A 17,715-nucleotide genomic window follows, 5' to 3' on the forward strand; every position below is an offset into this window, starting at 1 on the left:
GGATACGGCAGGGAGTCACGGAGAACTGAAAGCACGGTCTCAGTCCGCTCTCAGTCGCTGTCACCAGGCTGGGCGACAGACTCGAGGAGAAACGAGAAATATGACCGAGGATTCGAGGGACAGGCGCGACGAGCCGACCGGTTCGACTCCCCAGTCGGGAGGGCCCGAGCCGACGTCGCCGTCGAGTGGGGCGCAGCCCGCTTCGCCGGAGGGCGATGCCGGAAACGCGTCGCGCGGGTGGGGACAACCGTCGCAATGGGCAGGGCCGTCGTCGCAGGCCGGTGGTGCCGAAGCCGGTGCGCAGTCGCCGGGACCGGCGGGTCCGAGTGGGGGACCGCAGGAACAGCCCGCGCACACCGCGCCGATGCCGCCGTACAACCCGTACGCCGCGCCGGGCCACGCCTCGGGTCAGGGCTATCAGCAGCCCGGCTCGTACCCCTCCGGTACGCCCTACGCCGCCACCGGCGAACATCGCGCGGGCGAACCGTATCCACCCGGCGTCGATCCCAGCGGTGTCCACGCCGGGACACCTCGCCGCCGCGGCCGGGCGGGGCTGCTCGCCGGCGCCGTCGTGCTGGCGCTCGTCGCGGGTGGTATCGGCGGTGCGGTCGGCAGCCTCGCCACGCGTTCTGACAACAACGCGCCGGTCAACAATGCCCTGAACGCGCCCGCTCCGGTCGATCCGGCCTCGGCGAGCGCGCCGCCCGGATCCGTCCCCGCGGTCGCGCAGAAGGTCCTCCCCAGCGTGGTGATGATCCGCGTCGCGGGCGCCCGCGCGGAGGGCGAGGGCTCGGGTGTGGTGCTGTCCTCGGACGGGCTGATCCTCACCAACAACCATGTCGCCAGCGGTGCCGGTCCCAACGCGAAGATGGAGGTCGCCTTCCAGGACGGCAGTACCGCCAATGCTTCGGTCGTCGGTGTCGACCCGGTGTCGGATCTGGCCGTCATCAAGGCGGCAGGTAAGACCAACCTGACGCCGATCGAACTGGGCACCTCGCGCAACCTCATGGTCGGCCAGCCCGTGGTGGCGGTCGGCTCGCCGCTGGGCCTGGCCGGAACCGTCACCACCGGGATCGTGTCGGCGCTCAGCCGCCCGGTGTCGACCAGTGGTGAGGCCGGCTCACAGGGCACGGTCATCTCCGCGATCCAGACCGACGCCGCGATCAACCCCGGCAATTCCGGTGGCGCGCTGGTCGATACGAACGGCAAGCTGATCGGCATCAACACCGCGATCGCCACGCTCGGCGCCTCCGAGATGCCCGGTTCGCAGAGCGGATCGATCGGCCTGGGCTTCGCGATTCCGGTCGATCAGGCCCGTCGCGTGGCCGACGAACTGACCAAGTCCGGTCACGCCACCTATGCTCAAATCGGGATCTCGGTGCGCGCGCAGGACGACGTCAACGGCGCCCGGGTCTTGGACGTGACACCCGACGGTCCGGCCGCCAAGGCGGGCATCCCGTCGGGCGCGATCGTCACCCGCGTCGACGATCAGGTCATCGACTCGGGCAATTCGCTGATCGCCGCCGTGCGGTCGCACCAACCAGGTGACAAGGTAAAGGTCACCTACACCGATCCACAGGGACAGAATCCGAAAACCGTCGAGGTGACCCTCGGCGCCGCACCGGCGGAGGGTGGCCGATGATCCGTGAACCGCGTCCTTTGACAGTGCTCCCGACACCCGACGCCGACGAGCCCGGGGGACCGGAGTGGTTGTCGCCCACGGACGCTACGGTGAGCAATATGGAAATCGATGCTCCCGTGGCGGGCCGGGCACTTGTTGTGGTCGTCGACGATCGAACCGCGCACGGCGGGGTGGACTCGCTGGGCCCGCTGGTGACCGAATTGCTCACCGAATTCGGCTTCCTCGTGGATGCCACGGTGTCGGTGGCCGGTGACGAGATCGAGATTCGCAATGCCCTCAACACCGCCGTCATCGGCGGGGTCGACCTGGTGATCTCCGTGGGCGGCACCGGTATGTCGCCGCGGGATGTCACCCCGGAGGCGACCCTGGAGGTGCTCGATCGCGAACTGCCCGGAATCAGCGAGGCCCTGCGCGCCTCCGGACTCGCGGCCGGTTCGCTCGACGCCGGTCTGTCCCGTGGTCTGGCCGGCGTCTCGGGCAGCACCCTGGTCGTCAACCTGCCCGGCACGCGCGACGCCGTTCGCGACGGCATGGCCACGCTCGGTCCGCTCGTGAGCCGGGTCGTCGACGAACTGTCCGGATTGGCGGAATAATCGCGGTATGACCGACCGGCCGGCGGGGGCGCAGCGCCCGGACGATTCGCAATCGGCGGAACGCCCGGCGAAGGGGCGCACCCGTTCGGCCGCCGAGTCCGCGCGCCTGGCGCGGATCTTCGGCGAGGCGCTGCCGCGCACCAGCAGCGACGAGCGCGCCCCCGACGGTGAGTTGCCCCGCTCCGGGGACGACTGGCTGCGCGCGCAGGTCCCGCCACATCACGGATAATCGGACTTTGCGGTGCCTCGGATGCCGAGGCATGTCACCGTCCCCTGTCGGCAGCTGTGAATCTCGACGTTCATCGCGGCCGACCGCAAGAAGCTGATGAGAGAAATATGAATACGAACGGTCGGGTCTGGGGTGCGCGCATCGCCGGCATCGGTGCCGTGGCGACCGCCGCGCTCGGCCTGTTCTCCACCGGCGCCGCCAACGCCGGCACCTTCGTCACGCTGCCCGGCGGCGACCTGTCCAAGACGCTGTCCGACGGCACCGTGGTGCATGTCCGGCTGGACGGCGAATCCGCGACCATCGATCCGGCGATCGTTGTCCCGGCGGTGCACCGCACTGCCCGGGTCTCGGGTAACGCCCATGTCGAACTGTCCGGCGACACGACCGTCGTGGGCGCCAGCATCTACCCCGGGTACACCGTGGGCTGCCAGGTCGACATCTCCGGTGTCGGCGTCGACGGCGGTCCCGGCGCGAGCATGGATTGGAGCGACGGCGAGAACGCCAAGCCGGATGCCGGCGGAAATGTCGGCGGCAATCTGATTCTCGCGCCGGGCCAGGCGAAGTCGTTCTATGTCCTCGACATCGAGGAGAAGGACGACGTCGGCCAGGATGTGCACAAGCCCCGCAACAAGTTCCGGGGTGACAGCGGTTCGGTGGCCTGGTCCGACGAAACCATCGGCCTGACCGGATGTGGCGGTGACGCGCAGGCGCGCGCATTCGTCAGCGTCGAGGTCGAGACCGACAACGTCATCTCATGGGTGACGCTGTGGGGCGAGCCGTTCAGCCTGGGCTGAGCCCGAGCCGGATACCCCTGGCGGCCTGCGGATTCGATCTCAGAACTCGTGCCGGCCGCCGGCGCTCTTGCTGCTCTCCGAGAGCAGATCGCGGATCTCGGCGAGCAGTGCGACCTCGGTCATCACCGCTTCCTTCTCGGTGCCGAATCGCTTCATCAGGCGGCCCGCCGGCAGGATCAGGATGAAGTACAAGATCGCCGCGATCAGAATGAAGTTGACTACGGCGGTGACGATCGGGCCGAGTGCGATGAACGTGGACGGCTTACTGGAATCCAGATAGAAGCCCCAGCCGTGTTCGTTCGCGCCGCCGAACAAATCCAAGAGGGGATTGACGATTCCGTTCACGATGGCGGTGACGACCGCGGTGAACGCGGTACCGATGACCACCGCAACCGCCAGATCGATCACGTTCCCACGGAGCAGGAAATCCCTGAAACCCTTCAGCATTGCGGCTCCTGTCTCATCCGGCGTGCCCCCGCCTCGCCGTTCGGTCTGGTCGTGGCATCCGATGCGATCGCTTTCCGCTATCGAATGAGGTACTCGGGATGCTAACGGACAGTTACGGCAAATGCTTGGCGAACACAGCGAACATCAGTGAAACACCACGGTCAGCGCCGTCTGCAACGAGGCGGCCGCGACGGTGGTCGCATGGCCCGGATCGAGTGCCAGCAGCACGATTCGTTCGGGGGCGGCTCGGGTCCGGGAGCCTGCGTCGGCGGCGCCGGAGATCAAGACCACCGCGGCATCGGAGGCGAGGGTGTGCGCGGACGGTGAACGCCCCCGTGGCGCAACCGTATCCGGATCGCCGTGGCCGCCGGTCTCTTCCGCGGCGACCACGTCCACCCGGTCGCCGGGCCGAAGAATATCGGCAATGGCGTTGTCCGCCAATCGCATCGGCACGATCCGGGCATTCGGCACACCGGTCGCCGCGGGTGCCCGCCGCGGGCCGACGATCCGGAGATCGGTCAGTATTTCCCCGGCGTGCACGGCGCCCGTGGAGGTCGCGCCGAGCAGTTTCGCGGGATCGGTGACGGCGCCGTCCGGTATCGCGTCGGGTGGCAGGTTCGCGCCCCGCAGATCCGCGGGGGACAGCACCTGTCCGGGTGCCACATCCCGCGCCGCGACGACGACCGGCGTGCGATGCCCGGCGGGGTCGCCGCGTAGGGCGACGACGGCCGCGGCGGCGGCCAGTCCGACGGCCGACAGGCGCCGTATCAGCGTCACGTCGAGCCAGGGTGGCCGTATCCGGGACAGGAATTCGGTGCCGCGAGCACGGCCGAGATCGGCGTCGAGGGGGCGTAGACGATCGAATCGCAAGGTCCGCATACCGGCCACCGTAGGGGCCGCAGCAGCTCGGTCATCCCGGAAAAGAGCAGGTCAGAACTTCTCTGTGGATAACGAAGAGGCTGTGGACAACCGGAGACCGGCGCGGACAGAAGACAGTGGCCGACCGGGCGGTCCGTGGCCGCCCGATTGCGGGCCGGGTCAGGCGACGGCGGTGCTCGTCGGCGAGGAGCTCGACGACGAACCCGAGCTGCTCGACGAGCCGGCCGAGCTGCTCGAGGCGGACGAATCGCTCGACTTGGATTCGCTCGACTTCGCGGCGGGCTCGCTGGCCGACGAGGAGCCGTTGCGGCTGTCGGTGCGGTAGAAGCCGCTGCCCTTGAAGACGATGCCGACCGAGTTGAACAGCTTGCGCAGCTTGCCGTTGCACTTCTCGCAGGTGGTCAGGGCGTCATCGGAGAACGACTGCACGATGTCGAACTTGTCGCCACACTGCGTGCACTGATACGAGTAAGTAGGCACCTGCGAACCTCCACGGTTTTCGTCTTTTAGCACTCTACAGCCGACAGTGCCAACAGTGCCAATCCGGTATTGATTCCCATGGTGCCGGTGCGGTCGGGCGCCGGTGCGGTGGTCTCGCTCTCACCGTGGCACCGGGCGGACGTCGATCCGGCGATCGTCCGCGTCGAGCGTGCACAGCCCGGCCTCCGGCAGCAGAGCCCAGCCCATGCGCCGATCGTGGGGTTCCTCCGGCAACACATCCAGCAGTTCCGAGTCCCGGACGACGGCCACCAGGCGTGCGTCCGGTCGTGCCGCGGGCAGTGTCCGGTCGTAGTAGCCGGCGCCTCGTCCCAGCCGCACGCCGCGCCGATCGACGGCGAGCGCGGGTATCACGATCACCTCCGGCCACTCGATCGCCGCCACGCCCAGCGGCGGTCCCTCGGGCTCGAGCAGGCCGTAGCGGGCGCGCCGCAGCCCTTCGATTCCGGTGTACTCCGCCCAGTCCAGTGGTCCGGGCGGTCCGGTCACGGGGACCATCACCCGAGCCCCCGCGGCCCGCAGCGCGTCGAGCATCGCCACCGAACCGGGTTCACCCGCGACCGGGAGATACCCGGCCACCCACGCCGAGCCCGGAGCACCAGAGCCGGATCCGCCCGCCGGGCGGTGCCGCTCGCCACCGGACCCATCGATACGCGACCGGTCGATGTCAAGTACCCGCGTCACGGAACGGGCCAGGGCGTCGGCCTCCGCGGCCCTGACCTCCGGCGGCACCGCCGCCCGGGCGGCCAGCAATTCCGCTCGCCACCGCCCCTTGTCCCGCTGACCGGCGATCTCCACAGGCTCACCCTAGGTGGGCGAACGGTGAGTTTGCCCGCTCCCGTGTTTCCAGGTGCCCTCGGCGGGGAATCGCTGACCCGACGCGGTATCGCGAACACGCTGGTAACGCAGTGAAACCATGGTTGCGGCCGGTTCCCCGACGGGTAGTCGCGGGGGTCGGCGGCGGACCTCGGCAGGGTTGCTGCCGCACCGTTTCGGTGCGACGGCGCCGCCGCGGCCGCCTAGGCTTCCCAGATGCCGGGCCGGTGTTGAGCCGGTCCGACGACAAGAGCGATGGATAGGGTGTGCACTTATGACAGCTGACGCCGGATCGGACGCGACGCAGGCCGTGAGTTCCTGCTTCCGTACCGCGGTGGTCCCCGCGGCCGGACTCGGGACACGGTTCCTGCCCGCGACCAAGACCGTGCCGAAAGAGCTGCTGCCGGTGGTGGACACGCCCGGTATCGAATTGGTGGCCGCCGAGGCCGCCGGATCGGGCGCCGAGCGGCTGGTCATCGTGACCTCGCCCGGTAAGGACGGGGTCGTCGCCCACTTCGTCGAGGACCTGGTGCTGGAGAGCACGCTCGCCGAACGCGGGAAGTTCCAGCTGCTGGAGAAGGTGCGCAAGGCTCCGGGCCTGCTCGATGTGACCTCGGTGGTGCAGGACGAGCCCCTCGGGCTGGGCCATGCCGTCGCCCAGGCCGAGCAGGCGCTCGACCCCGACGAGGACGCCATCGCGGTGCTGCTGCCCGACGATCTGGTGCTGCCCTGCGGCGTCCTCGACGTGATGAGCCGTGTCCGCCGCAAACGCGGCGGCACGGTGCTGTGCGCGATCGACGTCCCGAAGCAGGAGGTCAGCGCCTACGGCGTCTTCGACGTGGAGCCGGTGACCGACAGTACGAACCCCGACGTGCTGCGTGTGGTCGGCATGGTGGAGAAGCCGGCGCTCGAGGAGGCGCCGTCGACCTTCACCGCCGCGGGCCGGTATCTGCTCGATCGTGCGATCTTCGACGCATTGCGCCGCATCGAGCCGGGTGCGGGCGGTGAGCTGCAGCTCACCGACGCCGTATCGCTGCTGATCGCGGAGGGACATCCGGTACATGTCGTTGTCCACCGTGGGTCGCGCCACGACCTCGGCAACCCTGGCGGTTATCTTCGTGCTGCGGTCGATTTCGCTTTGGAGCGAGACGAATACGGCCCCGCCTTGCGCGAGTGGTTGCAGCGTCGGCTTGCTCCGGATTGGAACCCGCAGCTGATCTCGTCGTGACGACGGGGTCGGCCGGGTCCCGTCACCGCGGGACCGGGTGATCAGTCGGAGTAAAGGGGAAGGGCGGCATGCGCTCGGTTGAGGACCAGCAGATCAAGGTGACCGCGGCGGCCGTGGCCCCGCGGCCGGTCCGGGTCGCGATCTCCGAGGCTCAGGGTCTGCTGTGTGCCGAGGACGTGGTCACCGAGCGTCCGCTGCCCGGATTCGATCAGGCCGCCATCGACGGTTATGCCGTGCGCAGCGTGGACGTGCAGGGCGCCGGCGCCGACATCCGCACCGAGGACGGCGATCCCATCGAGCTGACGCTGCCGGTGGTCGGCGAGGTCGCGGCCGGTTCGCGCCAGCCGATCCGACTGCAGCCGCGGCAATCGGTGCGCATCGATACCGGCGCGCCGCTGCCGACCCTCGCCGACGCCGTGCTGCCGCTGGATTTCACCGACGGTGGCCGGGCCCGGATCAAGATCTACGAGCCGGTTCGCTCCGGTGATTACGTGCGGCGCATCGGTGACGACGTGCAACCCGGCGATATCGCGGTCCGGGCGGGCACCATCATCGGTGCGGCGCAGGTCGGCCTGCTGGCGGCGGTCGGCCGGGACAAGGTGCTGGTGCATCCCCGGCCGCGGCTGTCGGTGATCTCGATCGGTGGTGAGCTGGTCGACATCGATCGCACGCCCGGCCCGGGACAGGTCTACGACGTGAACTCCTACGCGCTCGCCGCCGCCGCCCGCGACGCCGGCGCCGACGTGAATCGGGTCGGCATCGTCAGCGCCGATCCCAAGCGCCTGCGCGATGTGGTCGAGGGACAGCTCGTGCGTTCGGAGGTCGTCGTGATCGCGGGTGCGGTCGGCGGCTGGGCCTCCGAGCAGATCCGCGAGGCCCTGGAGGGGCTGGGTGAGCTGACGATCGACCGGGTGGCCATGCATCCGGGCTCGGTACAGGGCTTCGGCCGGCTCGGCCGCGACGAGGTGCCGACCTTCCTCCTCCCGTCGAATCCCGTTGGCGCCCTAGTCGTTTTCGAGATCATGGTGCGGCCGCTGATCCGGATCGCGCTGGGCCGCCGGCATCCGATGCGCCGCGTGGTGCGGGCCCGCACGATCATGCCGATCACCTCGATGGAGGGCCGTCGCGGTTACCTGCGCGCCCAACTGATGCGCGACGAGCAGACCGGTGAATACCTGGTGCAGCCGCTGGGGGTGAACGGCTCGTCGCATCTGCTCTCGACCCTGGCCGAGGCCAACAGCCTGATCGTCATCGACCCGGAGGTCACCGATATTCGCACCGGTGACGAGGTCCAGGTCGCATTTCTCGCACAGCGCGGGTGATCTGTGGACATGAACGTATTCCGGGCCGCCCAGCATCCGGGCTGGCCCGCACATCTCGGTCCGGTTCGAGTCGCGGGTGGGCGAGTGACCCTGCGCCCGATCCGGCTGCGGGACGCGGCGGCCTGGTCGCGAATCCGCCTGCGCGACCGCGAACATCTGGAGCCGTGGGAGCCGACCGGCCGGGGTAGCTGGGAGGCGCGCAATCACGCCTCCAACTGGCCGTCGCTGTGGTCGAGCCTGAAGGCCGAGGCGCGCCGGGGGGCGATGGTGCCGTTGGTGATCGAGGTGGACGGATCCTTCGGCGGCCAGCTGACCATCGGCAACATCGTGCGGGGTGCGTTGCGTTCGGCCTGGATCGGCTACTGGGTCGCCAAGGACGTCGGCGGCCAGGGTGTCGCCACCGCCGCGCTGGCGATGGGACTGGACCACTGCTTCGGGCCCGTGGGCCTGCACCGGGTGGAGGCGACGGTGCGGCCGGAGAATCTGGCCAGCCAGGCGGTACTGCGCAATGTGGGCTTCCGCGAGGAGGGCACGTTGCGGCGCTATCTGGACGTCGACGGCGCGTGGCGCGACCATCTGCTGGTCGCGATGACCGTCGAGGAGGTGTCCGGCACGGTCGTCGATCGCCTCATCCGCTCGGGTCGTGCCACGCCGCCGTGAGCGGCCCGGTCGCGCGGCGTTTTTCGGCGGTGACGCGCCCGGGCCTGGTGATGACCGCCTTGTGACGGGTGGGGCAGGTGTGGGCGGCGCGCCTGCGGGATATTCCTGTGACGCCGCATTAACCTACGGACGTCGGTGGTGCGTCCGGTGCCAGGACGAAACAGGTGGCGAGAACCTGCCCAGCGGTCGAGAAGGGACAGTGGTCAGGCGGGGACGGAGGTGGGAGCGCGATGCCGAATTCGATCTTGTGGATCGCGCTCGTCGTGCTCTGGGTCTTCGTGCTGTTCCCGATGCTGGCCGATCGGCATCCGCGGATCCGCCGCACCACGGACGTGGCCCTGGCAACCCGGGTGCTGCATCGAGGTGGTACCAGACGACGTGCGAAGAAAGGGCCGGCCACCGGGCATGAGACCGATCCGGACTGGGTGCCGACCCCTCGGCAGAAAAGGCTTTCCCACGGCGATGATGCGGAGGACCGGATGACGACATCGGCCGATGAGCCCGTCATCGAGGACGACCGGAACGCACCCGAGCGCGCCGAATCGGAGGTGACGCGGGCACACCGGAGCGCCGGTGATCCGCCCGGTCGCGCCGACGGGGGCGAGGAGCACGCCCGTGAAACCCCCGGCGACGCCGTCGATGCCGAGCCGGGCGACGAGCACGACGACTTCGGCGAAGTCGATCGCGACGGCGATCTCGCCGGAGACGCCCGCGCCGACGATCCGGACGATGCCGAGGAAGGTGAAGAGGCCGACGACGTCCCGGCCGCCGCCGAGACCGAGGATCGCCCGCAGGCGAGCATGGCCCGCATCCCACCCGCACCGAACGCGGCTGTTCCGGCCCGGCGCGGCGATGTGGATCCGGACGACGAGCTCGATGATCTCGACGACGGCGCCGACGGCGAACCCGGATCGGCCGCACGCGATTTCGTCCCCTCCCGGCGTGGCCGTGGCGGGTTCGATCCGGAGGCCGACGCCATCGCGCGCGCGGCCCGGTATCGCTTCCGGCAGCGCACCGCACTCGGATTGATCCTGAGCACACTGCTTTTCGGCGCCTTCGCGATCGCCGTGAGCGCGACCCTGTGGTGGGGGTGTGCGCTTTCGGTGGTGGCCTTCGGGGGCTATCTGGCCTACCTGCGGCGGCAGGTGCGCTTCGAGGAGGACATCCGCCGCCGCCGCGCGGCACGGCTGTCCGGAGCGCGGCAGCGCCCCGCCGAGAACGCCGAAGCCGTTGCGCAGGAAAGGGTCCGGGCCGAGCGTCGTCCGGGGATGGATCGCGATGCCGCCCGCGCGCTGCGCCGGCGCGCGGTGGTGCTCGACGTCGACGACGAGGACCCGCTGTTCGACCATCTGGAACATTTCGACGCCGCCGCTGCCCGGGCCACCCGGAACCGGGCCGCGGGTGGTGAAATCCGCCGCGCCGCAGGCGAATAGGAGCCGGGGAGCCGGTTGCCGACGGCCGCCGCATCGTAGCCAGGAGCTGCGAGCGGCGGCCGTTTCGGTGTGCCCTGGCGTTTTTTCGCGGCTGTGGCCGGACGAATCGGCGCTCGTGGCTAACTCTCCGCATCTCATAGGGGAGGTGGTGTGTGGTGGGCTGTCAGCCGGAATGTGAAACGTCCGTGTCCACTCACCGGGAGTGCCGAGAAGGCGGCAAATTCATAGGTAACCTTTTGTCGCTGTGATCTCCCCGTTACGAGTGGCTCGCGAGCTATTTCCGGAGTAAGCTCGGGCACCGTGCAGAATCGCTGTCCACAAGATCGAAGGATTTAATCCTTCCGGTACGGATGCGTGGTCACGGGTATTGACACGCCGCAGCAGGTGAGGACGCTGCGCGTGGGGTAGCTGGGCGGTTGGAAGGGTTGATCGACGTGTATGAAAGCACTCTGCTATCGATTTTCACCGGCCTGCTCGCGTAACAGATCGAGAAATCGCGATGAACAATTCAACGGTCATCGACGAGATCGAGATCGATCTTGCCGAACGGGTAACCGCGCTCGATCTCTATCGCCGCTGGGAAATGCAGCAATGGCAGGCGCAGAGCCTCGAATACGAGCGTGATGCGGAGGGCTGGACCCGGCTGCCGGCCTTCGCGCGGTTGCCGCTGCTGGCCACCCTGGCCCGCTTCCTGGTCGGCGAGACGACCGTGACCGAGACCTTGGCGCCGCTGGCCTACGCCGCGCCCGAGGTCGACTACAAGATGTATCTGGCCACCCAACTGGCCGACGAGGCGCGCCACACCGTCTTCTTCCGGCGCTACCTCGCCTTTCTCTCCGAGACCCTCGGCAACGAGGAGTTATCGCAGGTCAGTGGCGTCGATCGGGTGGGTGACCTGTTCGAGAAGGCGCTCGTGGACGCGGTCGAGCGGGTGCGGGCGGACCCGGGCGACATCGCCGCCTGGTACGAGGGCGTGGTGGTCTACCACCTGCTGGTCGAGGGTGCGGTGGCGATGACCGGTCTGCACACCGTGCTGGGAACCGTGCGGGCGCTGCCACGCTTCGACATTCTGCGGACCGGTATCACGAATGTCGCCCGCGACGAATCGCGGCATATTTCCTTCGGTGTGCTGGCATTGCGCAACGGAGTGCGCGGCGGACAGCGCGACCATATTGTCGCGATGATTCGCAAACATATTCCGGCGGCCGCCCGGACATTGGTCGATCCGGAAACGCGTGATCCATTTCCGCGATTGGTGCCGGTGTTGCGGAAACGCGCCGAAATACTTCAGGAGCAATGGGAATTCGCGGAGAGTTCTCTCGGCCGGAGAATGACGTCGATCGGAATTCCTTCGGACACCATTTCGGAACTCACGAAGAATTGGCGGGAATCCTGTGCGGCAGCCGCGGGAGAATATGCCGATCTGCACGGTGAATCACATCCCATCACGTACCTCGTTCGATGAACAAAAACAACTCGGGAGCATTTCGTGGACGAAAATGAAGTGCGCGACCAGGTACGGGAACTGGTCCGTCGGCACGCCCCCCAGCCTTCGGCGGAATTGGCCTCCGATGATGTGCTGGCCGAACAGCTGGGCTACGACTCGCTGGCCCTGATCGAACTCGCGCTCGGCCTGCAGGTGCGTTTCGGCATCGACGCCGGCGGCGATTCCGGTGCGACGAATGTGGTGACCGTCGGCGATATCGAGCAGATGGTGTGTGACGCGCTGCGGGCGAAACAGCCATGACCGGATTGCTCGACTGGCTGGCCTACGACGGCGAGGAACGAGGCTGGACCATCGCCGACAACGGCGACTGGCGCCGCATCGCCTATCCCCGGTTGAGTGAACAGGTGCGACGGGTGGCCGCGGCCTGTATCGAGGCCGGGGTACGTCCGGGTGCGGTGGTTTCCATCGTGGAATCGGCCCCGGAACGATTCATGACGAATTTCTTCGGCGTGCTGGCCGCGGGAGCCACTCCCAATCCGCTGGCGCCGCCACTACCACTGCAGAACGAGTCGGCGTATCGGCAGCAACTGTCCGCATTGCTGGCCGCGGCCGCTCCCTCGGCGATCATCGTGGCGGAGGAACTCGCCGGAGTGGTTCATCCGGTGCTCGAATCCGTGGGCGGGGTCACGATTGTCGGCACGTCGAATGCGACTCCCGCCGTGACCGAACTGCCGGGGTGTGCGCCGGACCGCATCGGTTTGCTCCAATTCACCTCCGGCAGTAGTGGTTCGCCCAAAGCGGTCCGGGTATCGGTGGCGAATCTGGAGGCCAATTGCGCCGCGATCGACCGGTGGCTGGAGTTTCGCCCGACTGACCGGATCGCCACCTGGCTGCCGCCGTATCACGATATGGGCCTGATCGGCTGCATCATCACGCCGACCATTCTGAATCTGGACATTCAGGCCATGACGCCGATCGATTTCATTCGGGATCCGTTGTCGTGGCTGTCCTGTTTCGGCCGCGACGGCGCGACGATCACCGCGACGCCGAACTTCGCGCTGGCGTATCTGCTGCGAAAGATGACCGACGAGGCCTTGGCCGGAATGGATTTCGATCCCTGGCGAGTGATGATCGTGGGCGCCGAACGGATCGATCCGGCGATTCTGCGCGGATTCGCCGAGCGATTGGCGCCCTACGGATTCGATTCGCGCACACCGTGTCCCGCCTACGGGCTGGCCGAGGGCACGCTCGCGGTCTCCGGCCTACGGCCGTCGGAGCCGGTGCAGGCCGCCGCGGTGACACCCGAAACCGGCGCCGTGGACGGTCCGTTCGAGCTGATGTCGGCGCCGCTCGAGGACGGCCGGCGGTGGCTGGTCGGGTGTGGCGCACCGCTGGACGGAGTGACGGTGCGGACCGCGGCGACCGACGAATATGCCGGAGCGCCGGGCGAATTGATCGTCGGTGGCCCGAGCGTCGCCCGGGAATACCAGACGGCGGAGGGCACCCGCGATCTGTCGCGTGCCGAGGACGGTGCTCTGGCGACCGGTGATGCGGGGCTGCTGGTGGGTGGGCAGCTGTATCCGATCGGCCGGGTCGGCGACGCGGTGAAGGTGCGGGGCCGCACGATCTACGCCGAGGACATCGAGGCGGCCGTGGTGGAGGCCTTCGGCGTGCCCGCCAACCGAGTGGTCGCGCTGGCCGGCAACGCCTTCGGCGCCGCACGCGTCGCCGTGCTGGTCGAGGACAAGCCGGTCGAGGCCGTGCGGCTGCGGCAGGTCCTGGCCGGGCAGCTGGGAACGGATACGTCGCTGCGGTTGTTCATCGGCGACCGGGGACTCATCGCGCGCACCACCAGCGGCAAGCCGCGGCGGCGGGTGATGTGGAACCAGTTGCTGCAGGGCGAATTCGACGCCCTGGAGAGGAGTTGACGATGGCGCCGGTACCGCTGTCGACCGTCGACCACATGTGGACGGCGAATATGGCCGGTCCGCTGCAGTTCGTGGTAGAGTTCGGCGAGGTGCTCGACGCCGATCGGATCGTCGAGGCCTATATCGAGACGGCCCGCGAATTCGTCGGCGCCGACGCGGCGCTGGTGCAACTCGACGAGCGCACCTTGGCGATGGATGTCGACGACCCGCGCCCCGCGATCCGGGCCACGGTCGCCGAATCCACCGTGCCGCTGAGCGAATGCCTCGATCCGGTCGAGATCGGAGTGGGGCATGTGCTCGCCCGCGGGCGGGTGGTGACCCGCGGCGACCGCACGGCCGTCGGGCTGTCGATGTCGCACGGCCTGGCCGACGGCTACGGCATGTTCTTCTTCCTGGCGGCCTGGGCGGCCCGGGCCCGCGGCGCTCGCTTCCTGTCGCCGCGCTGCGACCGCGAGGTGCTCACCCGCCCGCAGGCACGCGACCGCGACAGCGTCGATCCGGACGCGTTGCGCCGGGCGGGATTCGTGACGGTCGAGCCGGATCTGGAACTGCCCGAGCTCGACGTCCACACCGGTCGGCTGGATCTCGCCGAATGCGAGGCGCAAGCCGAGGTTTCGGGGTTGTCGACCGCGGATCTGGTGGCAGCGGGCCTGTTTCGCGACTACGCCGCGACCAAGGACACCGACCTGGTGACCCTGGCCTGCCCGGTCGACATCCGCCGCTTCGTCCGCGAACTCGGCCCGACCTATTTCGGCAACGCCTTCGTGCAGGTGCTGATCGATGTCGAGACCGAGCGCGTCCGCAACGCCTCGGTGCCGGAGATCGCCGGCTGGGTGCGTGACGCGATCGCCACCGCGCCCGGACGCATCGACGACGCGATCGCCGAACTCGAGGCGTTCCTGCAGGTGCACGGCATCGCGGGACTCGACCGGGTCTGGGGATATCCGCCGCAGTCGGGCTTTTTGGTCAGCAATCTGTCCCGGATCCCCGCCTCCTGGCTGGATTTCGGCGCCGGGCCGCCGGTCGGTCTGGTGACGCCGGGCCGCCGGCCGCGCCAGGACGGGTGCTATCTGCTGCCCGACCCCGAGCGGGCGCACAGCCTGCAGTGGGCCTCCACACTCGAGCACGAACCGGCCGCGCGTTCGTAGAGAGACGAATCCGATATGGCTGCAGCGATGACCTACAGCATGGCCGTCGGCGATCGCGACGCGGCGCGCCTGGCCCTGCTCGATCAGCATTACAACCCGAGTTCGCGTGCCTTCCTCGAATCGGTCGGGCTCTGTGCCGGCGCGACGGTGGCCGATATCGGCTGCGGGCACGGCGCGATGACGGCCTGGCTCGCCGAGCGGGTCGGACCCGACGGCGTCGTCTACGCCGTCGACGCCTCCGCCGAACAGCTCGAGATCGCGCGCCGCCTGGTGGGCGATCTGCCGCAGGTGCGCTACGTGCACGCGCGCATCGAAGACGCACCGCTCGAACCCGGTTCGGTCGATTGGGTGTACAGCCGCTTTCTGCTGATGCACGTGGCCGACGCCGCCGCCGCGCTCACCGCGATGGAGCGCATGCTCGCCGACGACGGCGCGCTGCTGCTGGAGATGTCCGATGTCGGGGCGCTGCGATTCGTGCCCGCCGACGATCCCGCCGCGGATCTGTGGCGGGAGTGGTGGTTCGCCCTCGGCCGGGCGCGCGGCGCCGCCCACGACATCTACGAGCGCACCCTACAGCTGCTCACCGAGGCCGGCTTCATCATCGCGCGTCGCGACCGCTTCCAGCCGGTCTCGGCGATGCCCGAGGCGAAGATGTTGCACGCCTTGGGATTCGAACAGTGCGTGCCGGCCTACCTCGAACACGCCGGCGCCGATCCGGCGGCCATCGATGCCCATCGCGCCTTCCTGCAGCGCGTCGTCCCGGATACCGACATCGCCGTCGAACTGTATGCGACCAGCCAGTATTTCGCCCGCAAACGTCCGCGGGCACGAAGATTGTGAGCCTCCGCCATGGTGAGAACACCAGCCGCGCAACCGAAGTCGATCATGGGGATCAGCGGTCTGCACAACAGTGTGCCGTTCAAGCAGGCCCGCTTCCCGGGGCTGGAGTGGCGCGACTACCGCATCACCCAGGGCTTCGATTCCGCGGCGGCACTGCTGCACGACGGCGAGCTGGTCAGCGCGGTGGCCGAGGAGCGGTTCACCGGGGAGAAGGCGACCGGCGCCTTTCCCGAACACGCCATCCGATTCGGCTGTGAACGAGCCGGAATCTCGGTCGATTCGCTCGACGTGCTCGCCCACGGTTTCTCCTACGAGCCGCTGCGAGCCGAATTCGAACACAGCGAACTCGGACGCGCGCGGTTCCGCGAGGTCTTCGCCCGGCAGGTGCTGCTGGACAAACTCACCGAGACCTTCGGCGGCGACTGGGACGACCGGCTGGTGCAGGTACCGCATCACCTTGCCCACGCGGCCAGCACGTTCTATCCCAGCGGATTCGATTCGGCGCTGGTCCTCGTCGCCGACGGCATGGGGGAGCAGCACAGCGCGACCGTCGCGCTCGGAACGGATGCGGGCATCGAACCGATCGCGACGGTCTCGGAACTGAATTCCCTCGGAATTCTCTACGGCGTCTTCACCTACTATCTGGGCTTCGCGTTCGGCCTCGACGAGTACAAGATCATGGGGCTGGCGCCCTACGGTGACCACCGCAAACACTTCGCGGCGATGATGGATCTCATTCATCTGCGGCCCGACGGTACTTTCACGATTCCCATCCTGTACCGCAACGAAACCGATCTGGACCGGGAAACCTACCGCGGCACACTGAAAGCGATCGAGGAGATCTTCGGCCCGGCCCGCGGCCCCGACGACGAGTTGACCGACCACCACCGCGATATCGCCGCCGCCCTGCAGGCGGCGCTCGAGGCGACCCTGCTGCACACGCTGCGGTACTTCCGCAAACAGACCGGTGCGAAGAATCTGTGCATGGCCGGCGGGGTCGCGCTCAACTGCACGGCCAACGGCGTGATTCTGCGCAGCCGCCAGTTCAAGCGCATGTTCATCCAATCCGCCGCCGGTGACGACGGCACCGCGCTGGGTGCGGCGCTGTATGTGCACCACCAGCGCGAGGGGGCCGCCCCGATCGCGGGTATCGCGACACCGCTGAACGGCCCGGAATACTCCGACGAGCAGATCGCGGCGGCACTCGCGGGCCGGACCGATTGCACCGCAACCCGATTCGACGATTTCGCGGCGCTCGCCGCCGAATTGGGCCGCCGGTTGGCCGCCGGGCAGATCGGGGCGCTGTTTCAGGGACGTCTGGAATACGGTCCGCGCGCCCTGGGCAATCGCAGCATTCTCGGCGACCCGCGCCATCCGCGCATGCGCGACATCATCAACGCGAAGGTGAAGAAGCGGGAGGGCTTCCGCCCCTTCGCTCCCGCCGTCCTCGACGAGTACGCGACCACGTATTTCGACATCAAGGACGCCGAGGTCGACACCTATGCCTGGATGCTGTTCATCACCTCGGTGCGGCCGGAATTCCGCGAGGGGCTGCCGGCGGTCACCCATGTCGACGGATCGGCTCGGGTGCAGACGGTGTCGCGCGAGCGCAACGAGCGGTTCTGGACGGTGATCGACGCCTTCCGGCAGGAGACCGGCACACCGATCCTGCTGAACACCTCGTTCAACGTGAAGGGCCAGCCGATCGTGTGCACGCCGGCCGAGGGCCTGGACACCTTCGTCACCGCCGGACTGGACGTGCTGGCCATCGGCAATTACCTGGTAGAGCCGGTTCGCGCCGGATAAGTGGG

Annotated in this window: 18 protein-coding genes; 14 read left to right on the forward strand and 4 right to left on the reverse strand. The window is 68.5% G+C overall.

What is annotated here, in order from left to right; genetic code table 11:
- Positions 1-100 precede the first annotated feature (100 nt).
- The 4 genes from A5780_RS32950 to A5780_RS32965 all read left to right on the forward strand — a co-directional run bounded on the left by A5780_RS32950 (position 101) and on the right by A5780_RS32965 (position 3,258).
- Entirely contained in the window at positions 101-1,642 is a 1,542-nt protein-coding gene (locus A5780_RS32950) for a trypsin-like peptidase domain-containing protein (RefSeq protein WP_082955866.1), read from the forward strand.
- Between the two features lie 98 nt (positions 1,643-1,740).
- The gene (locus tag A5780_RS32955) at positions 1,741-2,235 is read left to right on the forward strand and encodes a molybdenum cofactor biosynthesis protein B (RefSeq protein ID WP_081879443.1); all 495 of its coding nucleotides are present in this window, start codon (positions 1,741-1,743) and stop codon (positions 2,233-2,235) included.
- 7 nt (positions 2,236-2,242) lie between these two features.
- Positions 2,243-2,464 carry a hypothetical protein gene (locus A5780_RS32960; RefSeq protein ID WP_030515103.1) on the forward strand — a complete coding sequence of 74 codons (222 nt, stop codon included), beginning with the start codon at positions 2,243-2,245 and terminating at the stop codon, positions 2,462-2,464.
- A 107-nt stretch (positions 2,465-2,571) separates the two neighbouring features.
- Entirely contained in the window at positions 2,572-3,258 is a 687-nt protein-coding gene (locus A5780_RS32965; protein ID WP_064911000.1) for an MspA family porin, read from the forward strand.
- Positions 3,259-3,297: 39 nt separating this feature from the next.
- Here A5780_RS32965 and mscL read toward each other — a convergent pair whose 3' ends face one another.
- The 4 genes from mscL to A5780_RS32980 all read right to left on the reverse strand — a co-directional run bounded on the left by mscL (position 3,298) and on the right by A5780_RS32980 (position 5,880).
- Positions 3,298-3,705: a large conductance mechanosensitive channel protein MscL gene (mscL, locus tag A5780_RS32970; RefSeq protein ID WP_063009130.1), complete on the reverse strand. Its 408-nt coding sequence runs from the start codon at positions 3,703-3,705 to the stop codon at positions 3,298-3,300.
- A gap of 144 nt (positions 3,706-3,849) precedes the next feature.
- Complete coding sequence (cpaB, locus tag A5780_RS32975; protein WP_064911035.1) at positions 3,850-4,584, reverse strand: Flp pilus assembly protein CpaB; 735 nt, start codon at positions 4,582-4,584, stop codon at positions 3,850-3,852.
- A 159-nt stretch (positions 4,585-4,743) separates the two neighbouring features.
- Positions 4,744-5,064 carry an FmdB family zinc ribbon protein gene (locus A5780_RS39580; RefSeq protein ID WP_082976855.1) on the reverse strand — a complete coding sequence of 107 codons (321 nt, stop codon included), beginning with the start codon at positions 5,062-5,064 and terminating at the stop codon, positions 4,744-4,746.
- 120 nt (positions 5,065-5,184) lie between these two features.
- Positions 5,185-5,880 (reverse strand): 5-formyltetrahydrofolate cyclo-ligase, encoded by a 696-nt coding sequence (locus A5780_RS32980; protein WP_064911001.1) that lies wholly within the window; start codon positions 5,878-5,880, stop codon positions 5,185-5,187.
- Positions 5,881-6,172: 292 nt separating this feature from the next.
- Here A5780_RS32980 and A5780_RS32985 point away from each other — a divergent pair, with 292 nt between their 5' ends.
- The 10 genes from A5780_RS32985 (at position 6,173) to A5780_RS33030 (ending at position 17,710) form a co-directional block, all read left to right on the forward strand.
- Positions 6,173-7,126, forward strand: a complete 954-nt coding sequence (locus A5780_RS32985; protein ID WP_030515108.1) for a UTP--glucose-1-phosphate uridylyltransferase — start codon at positions 6,173-6,175, stop codon at positions 7,124-7,126.
- A gap of 68 nt (positions 7,127-7,194) precedes the next feature.
- Entirely contained in the window at positions 7,195-8,448 is a 1,254-nt protein-coding gene (gene glp, locus A5780_RS32990; RefSeq protein ID WP_030515109.1) for a gephyrin-like molybdotransferase Glp, read from the forward strand.
- 9 nt (positions 8,449-8,457) lie between these two features.
- On the forward strand, positions 8,458-9,108 hold the full coding sequence (locus tag A5780_RS32995) for a GNAT family N-acetyltransferase (protein ID WP_030515110.1): 651 nt from the start codon (positions 8,458-8,460) through the stop codon (positions 9,106-9,108).
- Positions 9,109-9,338: 230 nt separating this feature from the next.
- Positions 9,339-10,541, forward strand: coding sequence for a gephyrin-like molybdotransferase receptor GlpR (gene glpR, locus A5780_RS33000; protein WP_063009136.1), 1,203 nt, complete (start codon positions 9,339-9,341; stop codon positions 10,539-10,541).
- Between the two features lie 499 nt (positions 10,542-11,040).
- A complete protein-coding gene (locus A5780_RS33005; RefSeq protein ID WP_064911002.1) occupies positions 11,041-12,006 on the forward strand; it encodes a hypothetical protein in 966 nt (321 codons plus the stop codon).
- A 24-nt stretch (positions 12,007-12,030) separates the two neighbouring features.
- Positions 12,031-12,288, forward strand: a complete 258-nt coding sequence (locus A5780_RS33010; protein ID WP_030515113.1) for an acyl carrier protein — start codon at positions 12,031-12,033, stop codon at positions 12,286-12,288.
- On the forward strand, positions 12,285-13,916 hold the full coding sequence (locus tag A5780_RS33015; protein ID WP_063009138.1) for an AMP-binding protein: 1,632 nt from the start codon (positions 12,285-12,287) through the stop codon (positions 13,914-13,916). The genes A5780_RS33010 and A5780_RS33015 overlap by 4 nt, the downstream gene beginning before the upstream one ends.
- 2 nt (positions 13,917-13,918) lie before the next feature.
- Positions 13,919-15,064: an acyltransferase gene (locus A5780_RS33020; protein ID WP_063009140.1), complete on the forward strand. Its 1,146-nt coding sequence runs from the start codon at positions 13,919-13,921 to the stop codon at positions 15,062-15,064.
- A gap of 15 nt (positions 15,065-15,079) precedes the next feature.
- Positions 15,080-15,904 carry a class I SAM-dependent methyltransferase gene (locus A5780_RS33025; protein WP_082976856.1) on the forward strand — a complete coding sequence of 275 codons (825 nt, stop codon included), beginning with the start codon at positions 15,080-15,082 and terminating at the stop codon, positions 15,902-15,904.
- A 9-nt stretch (positions 15,905-15,913) separates the two neighbouring features.
- Positions 15,914-17,710 carry a carbamoyltransferase C-terminal domain-containing protein gene (locus tag A5780_RS33030; RefSeq protein WP_063009142.1) on the forward strand — a complete coding sequence of 599 codons (1,797 nt, stop codon included), beginning with the start codon at positions 15,914-15,916 and terminating at the stop codon, positions 17,708-17,710.
- Positions 17,711-17,715 lie beyond the last annotated feature (5 nt).

Source organism: Nocardia sp. 852002-20019_SCH5090214 (assembly GCF_001665865.1).
Taxonomy (GTDB): Bacteria; Actinomycetota; Actinomycetes; order Mycobacteriales; family Mycobacteriaceae; genus Nocardia; species Nocardia nova.

Bases quoted from the DNA above. Each gene is read 5' to 3' on its own strand.
- A5780_RS33015 (WP_063009138.1), top strand. From the start codon at position 12,285: ATGACCGGATTGCTCGACTGGCTGGCCTACGACGGCGAGGAACGAGGC.
- glpR (WP_063009136.1), top strand. From the start codon at position 9,339: ATGCCGAATTCGATCTTGTGGATCGCGCTCGTCGTGCTCTGGGTCTTC.
- A5780_RS33030 (WP_063009142.1), top strand. From the start codon at position 15,914: ATGGTGAGAACACCAGCCGCGCAACCGAAGTCGATCATGGGGATCAGC.
- A5780_RS32995 (WP_030515110.1), top strand. From the start codon at position 8,458: ATGAACGTATTCCGGGCCGCCCAGCATCCGGGCTGGCCCGCACATCTC.
- A5780_RS32955 (WP_081879443.1), top strand. From the start codon at position 1,741: ATGGAAATCGATGCTCCCGTGGCGGGCCGGGCACTTGTTGTGGTCGTC.
- A5780_RS32960 (WP_030515103.1), top strand. From the start codon at position 2,243: ATGACCGACCGGCCGGCGGGGGCGCAGCGCCCGGACGATTCGCAATCG.
- A5780_RS33020 (WP_063009140.1), top strand. From the start codon at position 13,919: ATGGCGCCGGTACCGCTGTCGACCGTCGACCACATGTGGACGGCGAAT.
- glp (WP_030515109.1), top strand. From the start codon at position 7,195: ATGCGCTCGGTTGAGGACCAGCAGATCAAGGTGACCGCGGCGGCCGTG.
- A5780_RS32965 (WP_064911000.1), top strand. From the start codon at position 2,572: ATGAATACGAACGGTCGGGTCTGGGGTGCGCGCATCGCCGGCATCGGT.
- A5780_RS33005 (WP_064911002.1), top strand. From the start codon at position 11,041: ATGAACAATTCAACGGTCATCGACGAGATCGAGATCGATCTTGCCGAA.
- A5780_RS32950 (WP_082955866.1), top strand. From the start codon at position 101: ATGACCGAGGATTCGAGGGACAGGCGCGACGAGCCGACCGGTTCGACT.
- A5780_RS32985 (WP_030515108.1), top strand. From the start codon at position 6,173: ATGACAGCTGACGCCGGATCGGACGCGACGCAGGCCGTGAGTTCCTGC.
- A5780_RS33025 (WP_082976856.1), top strand. From the start codon at position 15,080: ATGGCTGCAGCGATGACCTACAGCATGGCCGTCGGCGATCGCGACGCG.
- mscL (WP_063009130.1), bottom strand. From the start codon at position 3,705: ATGCTGAAGGGTTTCAGGGATTTCCTGCTCCGTGGGAACGTGATCGAT.
- cpaB (WP_064911035.1), bottom strand. From the start codon at position 4,584: ATGCGGACCTTGCGATTCGATCGTCTACGCCCCCTCGACGCCGATCTC.